At 36.9% G+C, this 19,359-nt stretch carries 18 protein-coding genes; 10 read left to right on the top strand and 8 right to left on the bottom strand.

Annotated features, from left to right (window positions below; all coding sequences use genetic code 11):
* Nucleotides 1-44: 44 nt before the first annotated feature.
* Nucleotides 45-1,808: a DEAD/DEAH box helicase gene (locus CBE70_RS01510; protein ID WP_100157927.1), complete on the bottom strand. Its 1,764-nt coding sequence runs from the start codon at nt 1,806-1,808 to the stop codon at nt 45-47.
* Between the two features lie 181 nt (nt 1,809-1,989).
* Between CBE70_RS01510 and rsuA the strand changes: the two genes are divergently transcribed.
* The 3 genes from rsuA (at nt 1,990) to CBE70_RS01495 (ending at nt 4,784) form a co-directional block, all read left to right on the top strand.
* Complete coding sequence (gene rsuA, locus CBE70_RS01505; protein ID WP_100157926.1) at nt 1,990-2,694, top strand: 16S rRNA pseudouridine(516) synthase RsuA; 705 nt, start codon at nt 1,990-1,992, stop codon at nt 2,692-2,694.
* Between the two features lie 37 nt (nt 2,695-2,731).
* Nucleotides 2,732-3,916, top strand: a complete 1,185-nt coding sequence (locus CBE70_RS01500) for a Bcr/CflA family multidrug efflux MFS transporter (protein WP_232797324.1) — start codon at nt 2,732-2,734, stop codon at nt 3,914-3,916.
* A gap of 520 nt (nt 3,917-4,436) precedes the next feature.
* Nucleotides 4,437-4,784, top strand: a complete 348-nt coding sequence (locus CBE70_RS01495; RefSeq protein ID WP_072062745.1) for a YejG family protein — start codon at nt 4,437-4,439, stop codon at nt 4,782-4,784.
* 135 nt (nt 4,785-4,919) lie between these two features.
* Here the strand turns inward: CBE70_RS01495 and mepS are convergent, their stop codons facing one another.
* The gene (gene mepS / locus CBE70_RS01490; RefSeq protein ID WP_100157924.1) at nt 4,920-5,534 is read right to left on the bottom strand and encodes a bifunctional murein DD-endopeptidase/murein LD-carboxypeptidase; all 615 of its coding nucleotides are present in this window, start codon (nt 5,532-5,534) and stop codon (nt 4,920-4,922) included.
* 362 nt (nt 5,535-5,896) lie between these two features.
* Complete coding sequence (locus CBE70_RS01485) at nt 5,897-6,604, bottom strand: phosphatase PAP2 family protein (protein WP_100157923.1); 708 nt, start codon at nt 6,602-6,604, stop codon at nt 5,897-5,899.
* Nucleotides 6,605-6,950: 346 nt separating this feature from the next.
* Here CBE70_RS01485 and CBE70_RS01480 point away from each other — a divergent pair, with 346 nt between their 5' ends.
* Both CBE70_RS01480 and CBE70_RS01475 read left to right on the top strand, forming a co-directional pair.
* Nucleotides 6,951-7,262: a hypothetical protein gene (locus CBE70_RS01480; RefSeq protein WP_100157922.1), complete on the top strand. Its 312-nt coding sequence runs from the start codon at nt 6,951-6,953 to the stop codon at nt 7,260-7,262.
* Nucleotides 7,263-7,528: 266 nt separating this feature from the next.
* The gene (locus tag CBE70_RS01475) at nt 7,529-7,858 is read left to right on the top strand and encodes a hypothetical protein (protein ID WP_100157921.1); all 330 of its coding nucleotides are present in this window, start codon (nt 7,529-7,531) and stop codon (nt 7,856-7,858) included.
* Nucleotides 7,859-8,001: 143 nt separating this feature from the next.
* Here the strand turns inward: CBE70_RS01475 and yeiP are convergent, their stop codons facing one another.
* The 3 genes from yeiP to CBE70_RS01460 form a co-directional block, all read right to left on the bottom strand.
* Nucleotides 8,002-8,574 carry an elongation factor P-like protein YeiP gene (yeiP, locus tag CBE70_RS01470; protein WP_088493223.1) on the bottom strand — a complete coding sequence of 191 codons (573 nt, stop codon included), beginning with the start codon at nt 8,572-8,574 and terminating at the stop codon, nt 8,002-8,004.
* A gap of 161 nt (nt 8,575-8,735) precedes the next feature.
* Entirely contained in the window at nt 8,736-9,977 is a 1,242-nt protein-coding gene (gene mtr, locus CBE70_RS01465; RefSeq protein WP_100157920.1) for a tryptophan permease, read from the bottom strand.
* A 308-nt stretch (nt 9,978-10,285) separates the two neighbouring features.
* Nucleotides 10,286-10,702 (bottom strand): NUDIX domain-containing protein, encoded by a 417-nt coding sequence (locus tag CBE70_RS01460; RefSeq protein ID WP_100157919.1) that lies wholly within the window; start codon nt 10,700-10,702, stop codon nt 10,286-10,288.
* A gap of 461 nt (nt 10,703-11,163) precedes the next feature.
* Between CBE70_RS01460 and fruK the strand changes: the two genes are divergently transcribed.
* Nucleotides 11,164-12,102 carry a 1-phosphofructokinase gene (gene fruK / locus CBE70_RS01455; RefSeq protein ID WP_100157918.1) on the top strand — a complete coding sequence of 313 codons (939 nt, stop codon included), beginning with the start codon at nt 11,164-11,166 and terminating at the stop codon, nt 12,100-12,102.
* Between the two features lie 84 nt (nt 12,103-12,186).
* Here fruK and nfo read toward each other — a convergent pair whose 3' ends face one another.
* Both nfo and CBE70_RS01445 read right to left on the bottom strand, forming a co-directional pair.
* Nucleotides 12,187-13,029 (bottom strand): deoxyribonuclease IV, encoded by an 843-nt coding sequence (gene nfo, locus CBE70_RS01450; protein WP_100157917.1) that lies wholly within the window; start codon nt 13,027-13,029, stop codon nt 12,187-12,189.
* 167 nt (nt 13,030-13,196) lie between these two features.
* The gene (locus tag CBE70_RS01445; protein WP_198585677.1) at nt 13,197-14,291 is read right to left on the bottom strand and encodes a YeiH family protein; all 1,095 of its coding nucleotides are present in this window, start codon (nt 14,289-14,291) and stop codon (nt 13,197-13,199) included.
* A gap of 184 nt (nt 14,292-14,475) precedes the next feature.
* Between CBE70_RS01445 and yieE the strand changes: the two genes are divergently transcribed.
* The 4 genes from yieE (at nt 14,476) to CBE70_RS01425 (ending at nt 19,331) form a co-directional block, all read left to right on the top strand.
* Nucleotides 14,476-15,369 carry a DNA-binding transcriptional regulator YeiE gene (gene yieE, locus CBE70_RS01440; protein ID WP_100157915.1) on the top strand — a complete coding sequence of 298 codons (894 nt, stop codon included), beginning with the start codon at nt 14,476-14,478 and terminating at the stop codon, nt 15,367-15,369.
* A gap of 118 nt (nt 15,370-15,487) precedes the next feature.
* Nucleotides 15,488-16,975 (top strand): amino acid permease, encoded by a 1,488-nt coding sequence (locus tag CBE70_RS01435; protein WP_100157914.1) that lies wholly within the window; start codon nt 15,488-15,490, stop codon nt 16,973-16,975.
* Between the two features lie 485 nt (nt 16,976-17,460).
* The gene (locus CBE70_RS01430; RefSeq protein WP_100157954.1) at nt 17,461-18,549 is read left to right on the top strand and encodes a FecCD family ABC transporter permease; all 1,089 of its coding nucleotides are present in this window, start codon (nt 17,461-17,463) and stop codon (nt 18,547-18,549) included.
* A complete protein-coding gene (locus tag CBE70_RS01425; RefSeq protein WP_100157913.1) occupies nt 18,549-19,331 on the top strand; it encodes an ABC transporter ATP-binding protein in 783 nt (260 codons plus the stop codon). Before CBE70_RS01430 ends, CBE70_RS01425 begins: the two co-directional genes overlap by 1 nt.
* Nucleotides 19,332-19,359: the final 28 nt, after the last annotated feature.

Here is a 19,359-nt window from a genome sequence, read left to right as displayed (position 1 = left end):
GCATTTTAACGAAAAAGTCCTCTAACAGCAAATATAAATCCAGATTAATACAAGGTATCTGCTTTTCGGTAGCGGCCCGCATAGTCAAAAATCTTATTTCTTATCTTCCAAAAGTGCTCTTTTTTACCTTTATGGGCGACAATAAAGTCAGGGTGACGTAACAAATCAAACTGTTTAATAATGTCGTTGGCATTATGCCAAACAAAAGGGACACCCGGTGCGCGTTGATGCTCTCGTAAAAATTTTAATTCAAATACTTTTCGTTGAGCTGGTGTTGTTAATCGAAAACGTTCAGAAACAGAAGTGCCTTCTTCATCGTAATAATTAATTTCTAACCATTCACCTTTAACATCATTTCCTGATTTAAATTGCATTCCACCACAGCGTAGAACTAATGCCCCTTTAAGTTTTAATGCCGCTTTGAGCATATCATCAGGATCAACTAAGATCTCATCACAATGAACACAGCGACGTGCTGCAATATCATTTTCTTCATTACAATGAGGGCACAATTTAAAGCGGAAACGAAATTCACATTGCTGTTTTTGCCCTTGTTCATTGAGCTCCCAACCTTGGCAACGGCGACCATAGTGTTCAATGATATCCCCATCAGAATCTACAATTCCCCAAAAGGTATTGGCAAATTGACAGATAGGACAAAAAACTTGTACAGGTTTACTATTTGGATTGGGTTTTTTAGTACCAACTTCGGGTAGATAGAGATCATGAGGATTACCAGCATAATCTAAAATCAGGCATTCTGTTTTTCCTGCAAATAATCTTAATCCTCGCCCTACAATTTGCTGGTATAAACTCACAGACTCAGTGGGGCGTAAGATAGCAATTAAATCAACATGAGGCGCATCAAAACCTGTTGTTAATACGGCAACATTAACCATATAACGTAATTGTTGCTGCTTAAAACGAGAAATAAGATCATCACGTTCATTAGAAGGAGTATCCGCACTGACTAATGCCGCTTCGTCTTGTGGTAAAAGAGAAAGGATCTCTTTTGCATGTTCAACCGTCGCTGCAAATATCATTACACCTCGGCAACTTTCTGCATATTCAATAATTTGAGCAACAATATGAGGTGTAATACGTTTTTGTCTCTTTATTTCACGGTTTAGATCTTCCTCATTAAATATCCCATTTTGACTTGTTCTTACTTGGCTAAAGTCGTATTGCAATATAGGCATATCTAAGCGAGTTGGTGGAACTAAAAAATGATTGCTTATCATATAGCGCAATGGCAATTCATAGATACAATCACGGAAAAAGCAGTCTTCATCGCCTCTGATCATACCGTGATAATGATATTGATAAATCCAACCTGTAGGTAAACGATAAGGTGTTGCAGTTAATCCTAAGATCCGTAATTGTGGATTAATGGATTGTAATTGTTTAATGACTTGCTGATATTGGCTATCTTCAGACAAACTAATGCGATGGCATTCATCAATAATAAGAAGAGAAAAAGTATCACTAAACCGCGATAAATTACGGGCAACAGATTGCACACTACCAAAAACAACTTTTCCGCTACTCTCTTTTTGTTGTAAGCCCGCAGCAAAAATATCCGCAGATAGACCATAAGCCTCATATTTGCTATGGTTCTGTTCTACTAATTCTTTTACGTGTGCTAGCACCAATACACGTCCGCGCGCTTTTTTAGCGAGTTCTGCAATCACTAAACTTTTTCCTGCGCCAGTAGGTAATACAATTACCGCAGGTGTATTGTGTTGGCGAAAATAAGAGATTGTCGCGTTAACAGCGTCAAGTTGATAAGGTCTGAGTGTAAAAGCCATAACTCTGCATAAGAAATCAAACGGGGCGTCAGCGTAACATTTTTTTATGGGTGGCGCGAATAAGAGAGGCGTAAAGAGCGTAATAGTTTATTTATAAATTAATTAGTTGTTTTATTGTTAATATTCATTTTTAATAGATACCTCATATCAGATGGTATTCTTCCATTTTTCAGAGAAATTCATGCGATTAGATAAATTTTTATCCCAGCAATTGGGTATTAGCCGTAGCTTGATCCTTCGTGAATTAAGAGCAGGGCTTGTAACAATTGATGGCGAAATGGTGAAAAGCGGTTCAACTAAAATTGCACCAGAGCAAGAAGTAGCTTACGACGGTAATGTCTTAACTCAAATTTTAGGGCCTCGTTACTTTATGTTGAACAAGCCAATTGGCTATGTATGTTCAACAGACGATCCAGTTAATCCAACTATCCTCTATTTTATTGATGAACCTTTAGCACATAAATTACATGCGGCTGGGCGTTTAGATATTGATACAACGGGGCTTGTTTTATTAACGGATAATGGTCAATGGTCACATCGTATTACGGCACCAAAACATCATTGTGAGAAAACCTATCTGGTTACGTTAGAAGAGCCGATTGGAGAGGGTGTTGCTGAACAATTCCAAAAAGGTGTTCAACTTAACGGTGAAAAAGATCTAACCAAACCAGCCACGTTAGAAATTATTACGCCAACAGAAGTCAAGCTCACTATTAGTGAAGGCAAATACCACCAAGTAAAACGTATGTTTGCAGCAGTGGGTAATCATGTGAGTGCATTACATCGTGAGCGTATTGGGGATATCACATTAGATGAGACTTTAGCTGAGGGCGAATATCGTCCATTAACAGAAGAAGAGATCAACAGCATTCACCTACCTCAATAATTATTATTTATCCTGTCGTTTTTGGGAGTTTATCTGCGTGCAACAGCAACGTTCGTCGTACCTTAGTCTCATTTTAATACTGGGACTTATTTCCATGCTTATGCCATTGGCTATAGATATGTATTTGCCAAGTTTACCAACTATTGCGCAAGATTTTGGTGTGCCTAGTGGCAAAGTACAAATGACATTAAGTATCTATATTTTTGGTTTTGCTATTGGGCAATTAGTCTATGGTCCTATGGCTGATAGTTTGGGACGTAAGCCTGTCATTTTGGGCGGCGTAATTGTTTTTGCTTTTGCTTCTAGTGCATGTGCATTATCTGAATCAATAGATATGTTAATTGGGATGCGCTTTTTACATGGTTTTGCAGCAGCTGCGGCAAGTGTTGTTATTAATGCATTGATGAGAGATATGTTCTCTAGAGATGACTTCTCTAGAAGTATGTCTTTTGTTGCACTAGTTATGACTATCGCACCTTTATTAGCGCCGTTATTAGGTGCTTGGGTGATGAATTGGTTTTCATGGCATGCTATTTTTTGGAGTATCGCGATAGCCGCCGTGATTGCATCTGCATTAATTGCTTTTTATATTCCAGAAACATTACCAAAAGAGCGTCGCCAACGCTTTAGCTTAAGAGTGACATTTAGCCAATTTATTAGTCTGTTTAGAACACGTCGTGTCCTTTGCTATATTTTGGCTTCAGGTTTTTCTTTTGCTGGCATGTTTTCATTTCTTAGTGCTGGCCCTTTTGTCTACATCGAATTGCATGGTATTCCCTTTGATCAATTTGGATTATATTTTGGTTTCAATATCATCTTCTTAATTGTGATGACAAGCATTAATGGGCGATATGTTCGTCGATTTGGTGCGTTGAATATGTTACGCCTAGGATTAACTATTCAATGTTTTATGGGGATCTTTTTATTGCTGGTGGTCGCTCTTAATTTACATTTCTACTTCCTTGTTGTGGGCGTAGCAATGTATGTGGGCGGGATCGCGATGATCACATCGAATGCGATGGCCGTTATTCTTGATGACTATCCCCATATGGCAGGAACAGTTTCTTCTCTTGCAGGAACAGTGCGTTTTGGTGTTGGTGCTTTAGTCGGAACGGCTATTGCTATGCTACCAGCAAAATCAGAATGGCCAATGGTAAGCTCTATGGCATTCTGTGTGCTGTTTGCTATGGGTTTTATTTTGCTTGCTCGTCGTTATAAATAAGAATAGCACGCTATAAATAACAGAAATTTATAGCGTGCTCCTCTTTTCCTGTCTCTATTTCCTCTAAAAACACCACATTTTCCTCTGTTATATTTCATGAATCGTTTCAAATTAGTGTGATTTTTTGATTTGAATCAATACTTGATGTTGTTATTTTGTTAAATTAAGTAAAATTTATTTTAATAATCATCTATTATTGTTTTGTTGATATGAAGTATCGTGATAAAAATTGATGGATTGTTTTACTTGAATGCGTAATATTTTATACAATTATTTTATATGGTTGATAAAATGTTAAATAAATGAAAGAATAATTGAAGAGATTAAGCATTGCAGACATGAATATCTGCAAACACTAAGCTAAACGAATGGTTTGATACGTCTCTTCGCTTTTTTTGTAAAGCAATTGTAATATTTATGTTCTATGATTAACAAAGTTCTAATATGCGTGTGAGCAAGTCAGTTCAAACTCGTATTGATGATGTATTAAATTAACGTGTTGATGAAACAGGATTGATTTGTGGATAATGTACAACTTTCGGTAGTTCATAAGCTGCCGCTGAGTTATCGGTGGCTAGCAGGCTTTGCAGGTACAAGAGTAGAAATACTGCCTGAAAATGATGCAGGAAAGCAAAATACGCTGATTGGCTTAAAATTATTAAGTCATGATGGTATGACACTGGATGAAGCAATACAGAATTTGCGTCAGTATCTGAGTAATCTCCATATTGATAGCGTTGTGATTGAGTGGGATGGAGCTCCTTGCCTTTTCCTTCATAGCGACGATGAATGTGCTGCATTATGTTGCTTAAAAAACGCGGGTGTCGCTATTGCGGAGCCATTCCCAACAGCATATTCTTATTTATAACAACTAGTTAATGTTATAAAACCAACGTAGTTACTGTGCGGTTTAAGCATGGTCAAGAATATAAAAAAAGCCTCATTATTTATTTTTAATGAGGCTTTTTTATTGCAGTAAGGCAATAAGATATAAGGGAATTAATTATCTTAATACATTTTGCGAAAGGTTGTTTTCAACAAGCGCTGCGTCATTTTTGTCAATAACACGTCTTGCTGCGTAAAAACGTTTATTCCAGTATACATTAGACATTTCTGACACTGTTACACCATTGCTGGTGGATGCATGTACAAATTTATCATTACCGATGTAAATTCCAACATGGCGCATAGTACGGCCTGTTTTGAATAGAACGAGATCGCCTGCTTGTAATTTTGATTTATTAACCTGAGTACCGGAGAATTGTTGGTCTGAGGTTGAGCGAGGAAGTTCTACACCGAATTGATCAAGAAAGGTTCTTTGTACAAAGGCAGAACAGTCGATGCCTTTTTTAGTATCTCCGCCTAAACGGTAAGCTACGCCTTTCCAGTCTGCATATTGGTCAAGTATCTTAGATTTTATATCGAGATTCTTCACCAATGATTCAAATTCATCTTGTGATGCTTGGGAAATAGATGTGCTTGATGATGTATTAAGTGGGGTGGTGCTTGAATTCGCTAAGCGTGAATTTGCGTTCTGTGAGCTACATGCCGATAGCGTAGCTACAACAATGAACGCCGGTATGAGCTTAAGCATTCTCATATACGGTTTTGTTCTCATTGTGACAGATTTCCCTTACATCCTTACGTGCAGAAGCGCACATGAATTATTCACCAAATAACCAGAGAATATAGTGTAATTTAACTCTGGCAACCTTATTTCGCGAAAAACGTGCTCTAAAGCACGTAAATATCCACATTAAACAATAAATAATGAGGAAACCAGAAAAGTGTACAGAAAGAGGGGCTAAATGGCGAGAGAAAAGAAGCTTAATTTACAAAACATTAGATAATAAAGTGCTAATACTTAAAATAGATCTCATTTTGTCATAATAATATCATTTAACTGTCAAAAAAATGACCAAAAGAATAAGTGCCATATTGCACTTATTCTCTTTTAATAAATTAGATATGTTTTCTCTTTTATTTTTTAAAAGGAAGATGTTCTTCTAATTGTCTGACAATAATATCTGATAATGGTGTGATTAATAACCAGCTTGTTGTGATTAAAGTTAAAGAAATAGAACCAACTAATATATCTGATGCCCAATGTGCACCAGCCATAATTCTTGGTAATGAAAATACGACAGTAATAAGAAGAGCACATAAGAAAGAACGAAACGAGAGATAACGTAATATAAAGCTACAGAAGATAAGTAGCATTAAGCCATGATCGCCAGGGAAGCTATCACCTGAGGCATCTTTTGTAGGAATGCCTGTCACAATGCCCACTCTATGCACATCTTGAAAATAAAGTGTCGGACTTGGTCTTTCAATGGGAATATTTTGTCCAATTTGATTGATCAGTACCGCACTTATTACCATCACTAATCCCACAATTACAAGATGGCGTTTACCCATATAATCTTTTTTACGGAATGTATTGTAATAAAGTACCCCCATCGCCAGCAAAATAACTAAATCAAACTTTCTATTATTTGTATAAGCCACAAAAGAGGCAAAAAAAGTATCAGGCAAAATGTGCTGATTAAAAAAATAAAAAATATGGGTATCAATTGATAGCCAAAATCCGTGTTGTGCTGGAAGATACCAAGAGAAAAAAATAATTAGACCTGCAAGATTAAGTAGAAAAATAGCCAGTGCTTTTTGGTGGAAATGAGAAAGTTTCATAGTAATAAAATGACAAATTTTGCGTGTATTTGGTGATCTAGATCACAATAAGTTTGAGTTTGATTATAGGACTATAACCAAAATAAAAAAATAGATCTTTGCAATTTGCTGCCTATACAAATGTTATGCTTTAGTTTCATTTCTGTTAGATTTTTTCATACCCACTTATCCTAAATTTAGAATATTTTTTCTCGATACTCGTAATTTGAGTATTATATAATTTTTTTCTATTCTTTAATTAAAGATAAAAGTTAAATAAATAAAGTAACAAGCCGATATTAGTTAGGACTTTAATAACATATTGGCTTGTGGAATTTACACACCCAATAATCTTAGGAGATTAATTTTGAATAAATTTTGTATTGCAGCTACGTGCTTAACTTTATTATTAAGTACACCTACTTTGGCTAAGGAAAATAAAGTCATTGGTTCCGGAACTATAACTTTTGTTGGTGCAATTGTTGAGGGCAATTGTCTAATGGATACAGAGAAAAATACTTTTAAAACAAGCTGTTGGAATGGTAGTGAAATGCAGGAATCTCAATATCAGTTAGAAAGGAATAAGCACTTTAACTCTAAATTGATTAACAACAAAGGTTCTATGGATATTAAATGGATTAATGACGATTTAGCTGTGATGAACATTGTTTATAATTAATCTTCCATAGATCTAATAATAAAAATAATTGTATTAATTAAATAAAATTTTAATGCTTTTATTTAGCTGTTATTAAAGTTAAAAATATTTGACTTAAGTTTAATCAACGTTGATTTCTTATTTATAAACATCGAACACTTATATTTGATAGACATCAAATATTCCTCTTATGTCTATATAAATGTCATATTTTATTGCTATGATGAAAATATGTCGGGTAGGTGTGATCCTCATACCTGCTAGCGCAAACAAGAAGTGAGGTCGTTATGAGAAAATATCTGACCGTAGTATGCAGTCTTCTCGTTTCCAGTTCGATATCATTAGCTTGGGCATCTGATCCCATGCAAACAACAGGGCAGATTTATCTGCGGGGTGCGATTGTGGATCCTGCATGTGAGATGAATTTCACATTTGATAAAGCTGAATACCAATGTTACAAACACAACAAAGTGTTTACATCTACTCAATCTATTGTTCCTGCGTCTTTTGATAAATCCCAACAAACTATTATTTTGCCTCAAGATATGGGCAAGGCTGAGATCCGTTGGATGGATACTACCCAAAAAAATGGTGTTATTGACGTTCAATATTTTTAAGGCGTCTGTGGGTAGACAGAGGTAGGTTGCAAAAGATAAACAAGTCAAATAATCGTTTGTCACATTGGGTTTCTTACGATTATCTGACCTATTTAAAGCAACATTAGCTATATAGCTAATGAGTAGGTTTTTTTGACTGTTGATTAGTCAGCTCGGCCCATATAGCGACGTTCTGCAATATGAATACGAACTTTATCGCCAGTAGAAAGGTATTCAGGAACCTGAATAACTAATCCTGTTGGCAATGTTGCAGGTTTAGTACGAGCACTTGCAGAAGCGCCTTTAATACCTGGAACAGTTTCAACAATTTCCATATCCACAGTTTGTGGCAGTTCTAATGCTAAAACTTGACCATCCATTGTTAATACTTGCATTCCTGCTAAGCCTTCCTCAGGAATAAACAGTAATTCATCTTCAATTTGATCTTTTTTGAAGGTATATGGTGTGTAATCTTCATTATCCATAAAGATATATTCATCACCATCAATGTAAGAAAAACTCACAGCACGACGTGTTAAGCTGATGGTATCAATCATATCATCACCTTTAAAACGCTCTTCTACTTTCTGGCCTGTACGGATGTCAGTAAAACGCATTTTGTACAGCGTACTTGCACCACGAGCACTTGGTGCTTGGATGTCGATATCTTTTACCAGTAATAACTTGTTGTTATAACTAACAGCCATACCACGTTTAATTTCATTGGCTTTTGCCATATAAAACCTTCCATTAAATAACATTGACGATAATGGCGACAAAATTACTCGCAGTGTAGAAACTTGGCAAGTTATTCACACATTTTTTTATAAGATTTGATAAAAAAACAAAGCCAGCTCAAGTATGGGCTGGCTTTAGATGCAGGCTTTTAGAAAAGAAATTAACGGTAAACAGGAAGAAGATTAAAGTTCGCTAAAATATGTGCGCTGGCATTAATAACACCAAATAAAATGACGAAACCAATCATAAACATACCACCGGGAGCTTTAAAACTTTGACTTTGGTTACGCTCACGACTCGCTTTTGCCATTAATGCTGGAATAATCGCAGCCCAAATTGTTGCTGCCAGTCCTGCAAAACCAATGGCATATAAGAAACCATCAGGAAAAATAATTGCCAAAATAGTCGGTGGTATAAACGTTACTAATGCAGATTTAAATCGACCGCTTCCTGTATTTGAAAACTTAAAGAAGTCTGCTAAGTAATCGAATAATCCTAATGACACTCCTAAGAATGAACTTGCTAATGCCATATAAGAGAAAAAGTCTAATAACATTGATACAGAGGCATTGGCGGTTGCTGAACGCATTTGTGCTAATAAGTTACCAATATTCCCACCATCAGCAATTACTTGTTTGAAACCTTCGCGAGGAATATTACCTTGTACAACAAACTGCCATAAAATATAAATTGCCAGTGAAATCAAGGTACCAATAAGCAAGCTTTTCATAACCGCTTTGCCATCTTTACGATAATACGTCACTAAGCCTGGAATATTACCGTGATAACCAAATGAGGTCAGTAAATAAGGTAATGCGGCTAAAGCATAAGGCAAGTAGCTTGCATTGTTTTCATTAGTGTTAAATAACACTGGCATTTTTACTTCCGTAAATAGACCGCCAATAGCTAACACAAAGGCAATTACCATGCCGCCAATTAAAATGGTACTTAATCGATCCACAGCGCGTGTTGATAACCAAACAAAGAAAGCAACAATTAATGCAAAGACTAAACCTGCAATAGCTTGAGGTACGCTTATCACATCTGCAAAGTTTTGCACAATAATAGAGCTACCCGCAGAAATATAAGCGTAAGTTAAAATATAAAGAACAAACGCAATCGATAGCCCATTAATAGTACTCCAGCCTTTTCCTAATAAGTCTTTGGTAATGGTATGAAAGCTTGAGCCTAAAGGATAATGAAGGTTTACTTCTAAAATCATTAACCCAGACATAAATAAACAAAACCAAGTGTAAATCAGAAGAAAAATAGAACCGGTAAACCAGACACCGGAAGTCACAATAGGAATGGAAAACATGCCTGCACCCACAGCGGTGCCAGCAATGATCATTGCACCACCAAGTATGGATGGGCGCTTTGTTATTGATGTGACTTCTGACATAAGATGTCCTTATAAAATTGACTCAATGTACTAGCTTGATGGTGTAAAGAATACACGTTTGCTATAAAGGTGTAAATAGAGGTTATTGTGCTTTATAAAAGAAAAAAGTGAGTAAAAATAATACAGTAGAAAAAGGTGATTATATAAATCAATAGATTAGTGTGAGGATTATTAGAAATAGTAAAGAAATACGACCATAAATAAGTGAAAATTTGTGTAGAAATAGATAATCCGAACATTATTCTGAATAAAAAAGATCCAGAATAATGAAAGTGATAGCGTGTTTTTAATCAATCTTGATAAAACAATTAGCCTTGATAAAACTGCTTACTTTTCCATAATGCAATAGAATTGCGACTGGCTTCAAAGTGTGGCTCAAGTAAATTATCTGGAGAACACCAGCGAAGCTCAGAACATTTATCTGGCTCCATCAATTTAGGCTCGTCACCTTGGTGTTGTGCGATCATACAAATAGAAACTGTGTGTTTACCTTCTAATTGGTAAGTTTCTAGATTATTGCTAATACCAATCACTTGTGGTTCAGTGATCGCAATACCAATTTCTTCTTCTATTTCTCGAATAGCACATTGTTCAAAAGTTTCACCTTCATCAACATGTCCACCAAAAATTGACCAATAAGGGGCATGTTTTCCACAACGCTTTCCTAATAATACTTCACCATTTTCATTAGTGATAATTACACCAACACCGACTACGACTGACATTTGAGACTCCTTTTTTCTTTTTTATTTAGAGCGTGTTGATCTTTTCTGCTTATTTTTACAGTAAGAAAAGAGTGTAAAGCAATCTATTCAACAATTATGGGCATTGATTGATATTAACAATGACCACTTAAAATAAAACAAACGTCAAAACAGCCCTACGGGTTCGATTAAAAGACGTTTTACTCATTTTATTCTGTGTTGAGAAATTCTAGCCTAGTTCACTAGGCGGCGAATCTCTCGTCTTATCTAAAATGCTTTTAATTCAAATAAAAATTGACCATAAAAAGGTCAGCACGCTCTAGTTAATGTATAAAATAAGTCGCTTTTTACGGGTGATATTCTCCATTGAGGATGAATAGAGTGCAAGGAGAAGCCGCTCAATTTCACTGAATAAAAGGTTAATTGATGCTATATATAGCACCCTAAATATTCATAATAAAAAATGATTGGGGAGTGAAGGCATGAGTCGCCGTGTCGCTACGATCACCTTAAACCCTGCTTATGATCTTGTTGGTGCTTGTCCAGCTATTGACGTAGGTGGTGTTAATTTAGTCCGAACTGCTGGACTTAATCCTGCTGGTAAAGGCAATAATGTCGCGAAAGTCTTACGTGATTTAGGTATCGATATTACTGTTAGCGGGTTTATGGGACGTGAAAATCAAGAAGAGTTTCAGCACTTCTTTAGTGAAAATGGTATGGCTAACCGTTTTTATCTAGTGTCAGGACGAACACGCATTAATGTAAAGCTAACCGAAGGAAAAGGGCGAGTCACCGACTTTAATTTTTCAGGGTTTACAGTATCACCGCAAGATTGGCAGCGTTTTGCAACAGATTCGCTTAATTGGCTTGGTCATTTTGATATGGTGGTTGTCAGTGGAAGTTTACCTAATGGTGTTGATCCTGAAGCCTTTACCCAATGGATGATTAAGCTAAGAATATTATGCCCATGCATTATTTTTGACAGCAGTCGTGATGCTTTAGTCGCAGGGTTAAAAGCAGCACCTTGGTTGATAAAACCTAATCATCGTGAATTAGAGGCGTGGGTTGGACATTCATTAACTGAAATGGCAGATATTATTAAAGCAGCGCATCGACTGCGAGATAAAGGCATTGCGCATGTCGTTATTTCACTAGGTGAAAGAGGGGCTTTATGGGTAAATGCATCTGGTGCATGGCTTGCAAAACCGCCACATTGTGATGTGATAAGTACCGTTGGTGCAGGAGATTCAATGGTTGCTGGATTAGTCTATGGTTTATTAATGAGCCAAACGAGTGAGCATACATTACGCCTTGCAACCGCCATCTCTGCATTATCAGTCAGTCAGCCTGATGTCGGAATAAAAGACAGAAGCCAGCTTGCTGAAATGATGACTAAGATTGAGTTAACACCCATTAAATAAAATAATTTGCGGTTTATTGTTATAAAACCAAAATTGTATAAACCGCAAATCTTATTACTGCAAGTGTTGCTGTTAGTATCGTTATTAGGCTTGTTGTGATTTCAACCAAGCAATTTCGTCAGGCCAAATATCAGGATTAATGGTTTCTAAAATCAGCGGAATACCATCAAAACGTTTATCTTGCATAATATAACTAAAAGGCACTTTACCAATATTACCTTCACCTAAACTATGGTGACGGTCTACACGACTGGCTAATTCGCTTTTTGCATCATTAAGGTGCATCGCTTTTAGGTATTGAAAGCCGACAATCTTTTCAAATTCAGCGAATGTTTTTTCGCAATCTTCAATTGTTCTTAAATCATAACCTGCGGCAAAAGTGTGGCAAGTATCAATACAAACACCTACACGAGATTTATCTTCTACGCCATCAATAATGGAGGCTAGATGCTCAAAACGATAACCTAGGTTTGTTCCTTGCCCTGCTGTATTTTCAATAACGGCAGTGACATTTTTTGTTTTTTCTAAAGTGATGTTAATTGATTGGGCAATTTTTTGTAGGCACTTATCAACATCAATCTTATTTAAATGACTTCCTGGATGGAAATTCAGTAACTCAATACCCAGTTGTTCACAACGCTGCATTTCATCTAAAAATGCATCTCTCGATTTTTCGAGAGCATCTTCTTCAGGGTGACCTAAATTAATAAGATAACTGTCATGGGGTAAAATTTGAGAAGGGCTATAACTATAAAGCTCGCAGTTCTTTTTAAATTTATCAATGACCTCTGTGGATAATGGTGCTGCTTTCCACTGGCGCTGATTCTTAGTAAAAAGGGCAAACGCAGTCGCTTTTATTTCATGTGCGCGTAATACCGCCTGATCGACGCCACCAGCAGCACTGACATGTGCGCCAACAAATTTCATTATTTCTCTCCTTAGATTTATTTCACACCATGATAACAAACATACAGCGTATAACATCATATTGAGATGATAAAAGCAAAAAAGCGCAACTAAAAATAGTTGCGCAATTGAAAAGTACTTCTCAAGGCGAAATTTTAAGGGAGATTAATTTTTTAGCGATATTCCTATTAAGACATCAACACAGTTTGAATAAAGATATTAATCATCGCACCACCAAGGGTTAACCAGAAAAATAAGAATAATGCTAACAGTAACGGTTTGACGCCTGCTTGTCGGATAGCACTAATATGAGTTGTTAAACCTAATGCCACCATGGCCATCGCTAATAGAATAGTATCGATAGTCACAATGTAGCTAACAATAGACGCCGGAATTAAATTCAAAGAGTTAAAGCCCGCCATTAAAATAAAGAATACGGCAAACCAAGGAATAGTAATTGGGCTTTTCTCAGTAGCTTGTGCACCATTGTTTGCCTTGCTTTTCTTTTTACTTAAATAAGTTGAAAGAATAATTAAGAACGGTGCTAGCATCATTACGCGGATCATTTTACTAATAACTGCCGCATTTTCAGCATCAGGGCTAATTGAGTGTCCTACGGCGACGACTTGAGCCACTTCGTGAATTGTTGAACCTGAGAAAATACCAAAGGTTTCTTCTGTAAATGGTAGCCAGCCTGCAAATGCATTTAAGTGATAGAACCAAGGGTAAAGAAAAATACCAATAGTCCCGAAAATCACAACAGTAGAAACCGCAACAGCGACTTGGCTTGCTTGTGCTTTAACAACAGGCTCTGTCGCCATAACAGCCGCAGCACCACAAATACTACTACCCGCACCAATCAAAATGACAGTTTGTTCATCTAAACCGAAATATTTACGGCCAATCCACATAGCAATAAGAAAAGTCGATATCAGCATAATGGCATCTATAATTAAACCTGTTGCGCCTACATCTGCAATTTGCTGAAAAGTCAGTCTAAAACCGTACAAAATAATACCTGTACGTAATAAATAGTGTTTAGCGAATTTGACACCTTCGTCACTATAAGGCTTTGCAACAGGATAAAAAGTATTACCCACAATAATACCGAATAGAATAGCCAGCGTTAATGCGCCTAAACCCATGCTAGAAAACCAAGGAATATCACCAATATAAATAGCAAGCGCAGTTAATACGCCTGTTAGTAATAAACCAGGAAGCCAGCGATAAACTGGAGTAAAACATTTTTTCGCCAATGTAATAGGTTGACTTTGCTCTGACATAGAAAAACCTTGCTTATATGAATTTTGCATAAGCATATAACAAGTAATCTTATTTATTAAACTCATTATTTTTATAATAATAACCAGTAAAACTAATATGGGTGTATTTTCTTAAATGTACTTGGTATGTTACTGGTTTGTGGATAGTATGTTATTACAATGACGGCTCAAAGGTGGAATGGATATGCGAATTACGTTGCGGCAACTGGAAGTCTTTACTGAAGTTCTCAAGAGTGGTTCTACAACGCAAGCATCACAACAGCTTGCTTTATCTCAATCTGCTGTCAGTGCATCTTTAACTGATCTTGAAAGCCAGCTAGGCGTACAGCTTTTTGACAGAGTGGGAAAACGGCTTGTCACGAATGAACATGGGCGATTACTTTATCCCAGAGCATTATCTTTACTTGAACGAGCAACAGAAGTGGAGCAGTTATTCCAAGCTGGAAATGGTGCATTACGCATCGCTGCAAGTACAACAATAGGTAATTATATTTTACCCCAAATGCTGGGGAATTTTCATCGTAACTATCCTGATATTCCACTAGAAATGAGTATTGGAAATACTGAGGAAGTCGTTAAATTAGTGAGCGAATTCCGTGTTGATTTAGGATTAATCGAAGGTGCTTGTCAAAGTTCTGAGCTCATTAGTCAGAAATGGCTTTTAGATGAAATGGTTATTTTTTGCTCGCCCGATCATCCGTTAGCTAAAGCACCAAAAGTGACTTTAACTGATTTACAGTCAGCTCCTTGGATTTTACGAGAAAATGGTTCGGGAACTCGAGATGTACTTAACCATCTTTTATTCGCTTCTTTACCGGGCTACCGCATTGAAATGGAATTAGGTAACTCAGAAGCAATAAAACACGCCGTGATGTATGAAATGGGGATCAGCTGTTTATCTCGCCGAGTTATTGAAGAGCAGATTAATAACGGCTCATTAAAAGAGATAAAAGTAGAGGGGTTGGCCTTACAACGTACTCTATATCTTGTATATCATCGTCAAAAACATGTCTCTGATGCACTGAAAAAACTTCTGACGTATTGCAATGCTGAACACTTAATCGGCAATTTTTCATAAATTGCTAATAATTAACGCCCGATCATGAAGGTATCTTATAATCCCAGATCCTTGCTATTCACGAACGACAGATTTGCTACAATCCTCGTTAGAAAAGTGAATATAAAAGTGGAATGTTATGTCAGAACAACAAAATAGTACTGCTGGTTCGGGCGCAGTACGCACTTTGCGCCGAGAGTTAAAAGCGCGACATTTAGCGATGATCGCTATTGGTGGTTCAATTGGTACAGGACTTTTTGTCGCATCTGGTGCAACTGTTGCTCAAGCAGGGCCGGGTGGGGCATTACTCTCTTATGCTTTAATTGGATTAATGGTCTATTTTCTAATGACAAGCCTTGGGGAATTAGCCGCATTTATGCCAGTTTCCGGCTCATTCTCAACATACGGCTCTAAGTATGTAGAAGAAGGCTTTGGTTTCGCATTAGGTTGGAACTATTGGTATAACTGGGCAGTTACTATTGCTGTTGACCTTGTTGCTGCACAATTGGTGATGCTCTATTGGTTCCCTGATGTTGATGGTTGGATCTGGAGTGCTCTCTTCCTTGGCGTTATTTTCCTACTCAACTATATCTCTGTAAAAGGATTTGGTGAGGCGGAATATTGGTTTTCATTAATCAAGGTTTCCACAGTAATTATCTTTATTATTGTGGGTATTGCGATGATCACTGGCATTATGAAAGGTGCCGAAAACGCAGGTTGGCATAATTGGGAAATTGGTGATGCACCTTTTGCGGGTGGATTTGCCGCCATGATCGGTGTTGCCATGATTGTTGGTTTCTCATTCCAAGGTACAGAATTAATTGGTATTGCGGCAGGTGAATCTAAAGATCCGGCTAAAAATATTCCAAAAGCTGTGCGTAAAGTCTTCTGGCGAATCTTATTATTTTATATCTTCGCGATTTTAATTATTAGCTTAATTATCCCTTACACTGATCCTAGTTTACTGCGTAATGATGTGGGTGATATTAGCGTTAGCCCATTCACGCTAGTTTTTAAAAATGCGGGATTATTATCTGCGGCTGCCATTATGAATGCGGTTATCTTAACTGCGGTACTTTCTGCTGGTAACTCAGGCATGTATGCATCGACACGTATGCTGTTTACATTAGCAAGAGAAGGCAAAGCACCAAAATGCTTTGGTAAATTGTCTAAAAACGGTGTACCACGTAATGCGCTTTATGCGACAACAGTTGTTGCTGGTCTATGCTTCTTAAGCTCAATGTACGGAAACCAAACTGTCTACTTATGGTTATTAAATACTTCGGGAATGACCGGTTTTATTGCATGGTTAGGTATTGCGATTAGCCACTATCGTTTCCGTAAAGGTTATGTTGCACAAGGTCGTGATTTAAATGACTTACCTTATCGCTCAGGTTTCTTCCCAATTGGTCCTATTTTTGCCTTTATATTGTGTTTAATTATTACATTAGGCCAAAATTACCAAGCTTTCTTAGAAGATACGATTGATTGGTATGGTGCAATTGCAACCTATATTGGTATCCCATTATTTTTATTAATTTGGTTTACTTATAAGATTGTGAAGAAGACCCGCTTTATTCGTTATAACGAAATGGAATTTCCAACACATATTGCGAATAAAAAATAACCTATAAATCAAGTTATTAGAACGCCCGTTTTGTGATATCGATCACTATAAAACGGGCGTTTTTCATTTTTTCACCAGTCAATTATAAAAAACATACAAAAATTCTAATTATATTAACAATCGCATTGATAATTATTATTATTTGCTTTATTGTTGGCGTATAATTTATTTGCTGAAAAATAAAATAATGGCGCTGTTGGTTGTAAATAATATGCTTAATGTAATGAGTCTGATAATAATTAGCCCTTCTAGTGCTCAATACAGCCAACCAATAATTTATCGCCATATAATAAGTTACACAGCGGATATATTTCACCGTATAATAATTTTGCGACTCACTTCTTTGTTGAATGAATTGTCTCAAATTAATAACTGGCTTTTGGTACATAAGAAACAGTTGATGAGTTGTACGGTATGTTTTTGCCTGTTGAATGTGTTGGCAGAAGCAGAAAAACGTAGAAAAAAAACTAGGTACAACAATTGATATGAGCATTATGTCAGAGAGACTCGCCACACAAGAGCATGAAAAAAATGAATCAGATAATGTGAAAGTCCATTATCGAAAAATGATGAATAAACGCATGCTATGGTTGGGAGTTATCGTTTTAATTATTTGTGGTTCAGTGGTGTTAGATTTCACCATGGGACCTTCTGGTTTATCGCTTGATAAATTATTAACAACCCTTTTTCAACCAGAGCTTGTTGACGCAGGTTCTCGAGTGATTGTATGGGACATTCGCTTACCTTATGCCCTAATGGCGGTTGTGGTAGGCATGTCGCTAGGATTAGCGGGTGCAGAAATGCAAACTATTCTAAATAACCCGTTAGCAAGTCCATTCACACTCGGTTTATCAAATGCAGCTTCATTTGGTGCTGCATTGGCGATTGTTTTAGGTATTGGTATTCCGGGTATTCCTGACCAATGGTTTATTTCGGCGAATGCGTTTCTCTTCGCATTATTATCAGCTTTATTATTAGATGGAATTACTCGTTGGACTCGTGTTCCTACATCTGGCGTGGTGCTTTTTGGTATTGCAATGGTGTTTACCTTTAATGCACTAGTCTCAATGATGCAATTTATTGCAACAGAAGACACTCTCCAAGGTTTGGTTTTCTGGACTATGGGAAGTTTAGCGCGTGCAACATGGGTAAAACTCGGTGTTATGACAGGTGCTTTTGCTGTCATTATGGTGATTTCATGGATGAGTTCATGGAAATTAACTGCATTGCGATTAGGTGAAGATAGAGCGATTAGCTTTGGTATTGATGTAAAGCGTTTAAGATTAGGCTCATTACTGCGCATCAGTATTTTAACCGCGCTCGCCGTTGCTTTTGTTGGGCCAATTGCCTTTATTGGTTTAGTTGCCCCTCATATTGCTCGCATGATGTTTGGTGAAGATCATCGATTCTATCTGCCAGCAAGCGCATTAATTGGTGCTTTAGTTTTATCATTGGCATCTATTGCTTCTAAAAATTTAATACCGGGTGTCATTATTCCAGTGGGTATTGTGACATCGCTGGTGGGCGTGCCATTTTTCCTCAGTATGATTTTACGTCATAGAGGGAATATCTAATGATGGAAGGATTAAAGATCCAAGATTTTAGTGCTGGATATGCTAAACATCTTATCATTAAGGCACTAGATGTTGAGCCATTGCCAAAAGGAAAAGTCACCGTATTATTGGGGCCAAACGGTAGCGGAAAATCAACATTATTAAGAGCGTTGGCTGGATTAAATAAATCATCTGGTGTTGTCAGTTTAGATGGCAACGATCTAGCGTCGATGAATTTTGCACAACGTGCTCAAAATGTAGTCTATTTGCCACAAACATTACCTGCTGGTGTTCATTTACATGTTTTAGAATCCATTATTGTGGCGCAGCGTGCTTCAGGTGGATTACATAATGAACATAGTGAAGCTCAGGTAATGCACTTATTGCGCCAATTAGGTATTGAGCATTTAGCATTACGATATTTAGATGAATTATCAGGTGGTCAAAAACAATTAGTTGGGCTTGCTCAATCATTAATTAGACAACCTTCTTTATTATTATTGGATGAGCCATTAAGCGCACTAGATCTTAATTACCAATATCATGTAATGGATTTAGTTGCTAAAGAAACACAACGTAGAAATATTATTACTGTCGTCGTTGTCCACGATATTAATATCGCCTTACGACATGGCGAACATGTATTAATGTTGAAACAAGGACAGTTAATTGCACAAGGCGCACCAGATAAGGTTATCACGGCACAAAGCCTTGCCGATGTTTATGGTGTTCAAGGTCGATTGGAATATTGTTCACAAGGAATACCCCAAATTATTATTGATGGTTTAGTGGATAAAATATAGAGAAGTAAAAGAGAAAGAGAAAAGAAGT

Origin of the sequence: Proteus columbae (assembly GCF_002777965.1) — a bacterium.
GTDB lineage: Bacteria > Pseudomonadota > Gammaproteobacteria > Enterobacterales > Enterobacteriaceae > Proteus > Proteus columbae.
The sequence above is the reverse complement of the archived record's forward strand: the minus strand, read 5'-3'. Positions and strand labels throughout refer to the sequence as shown.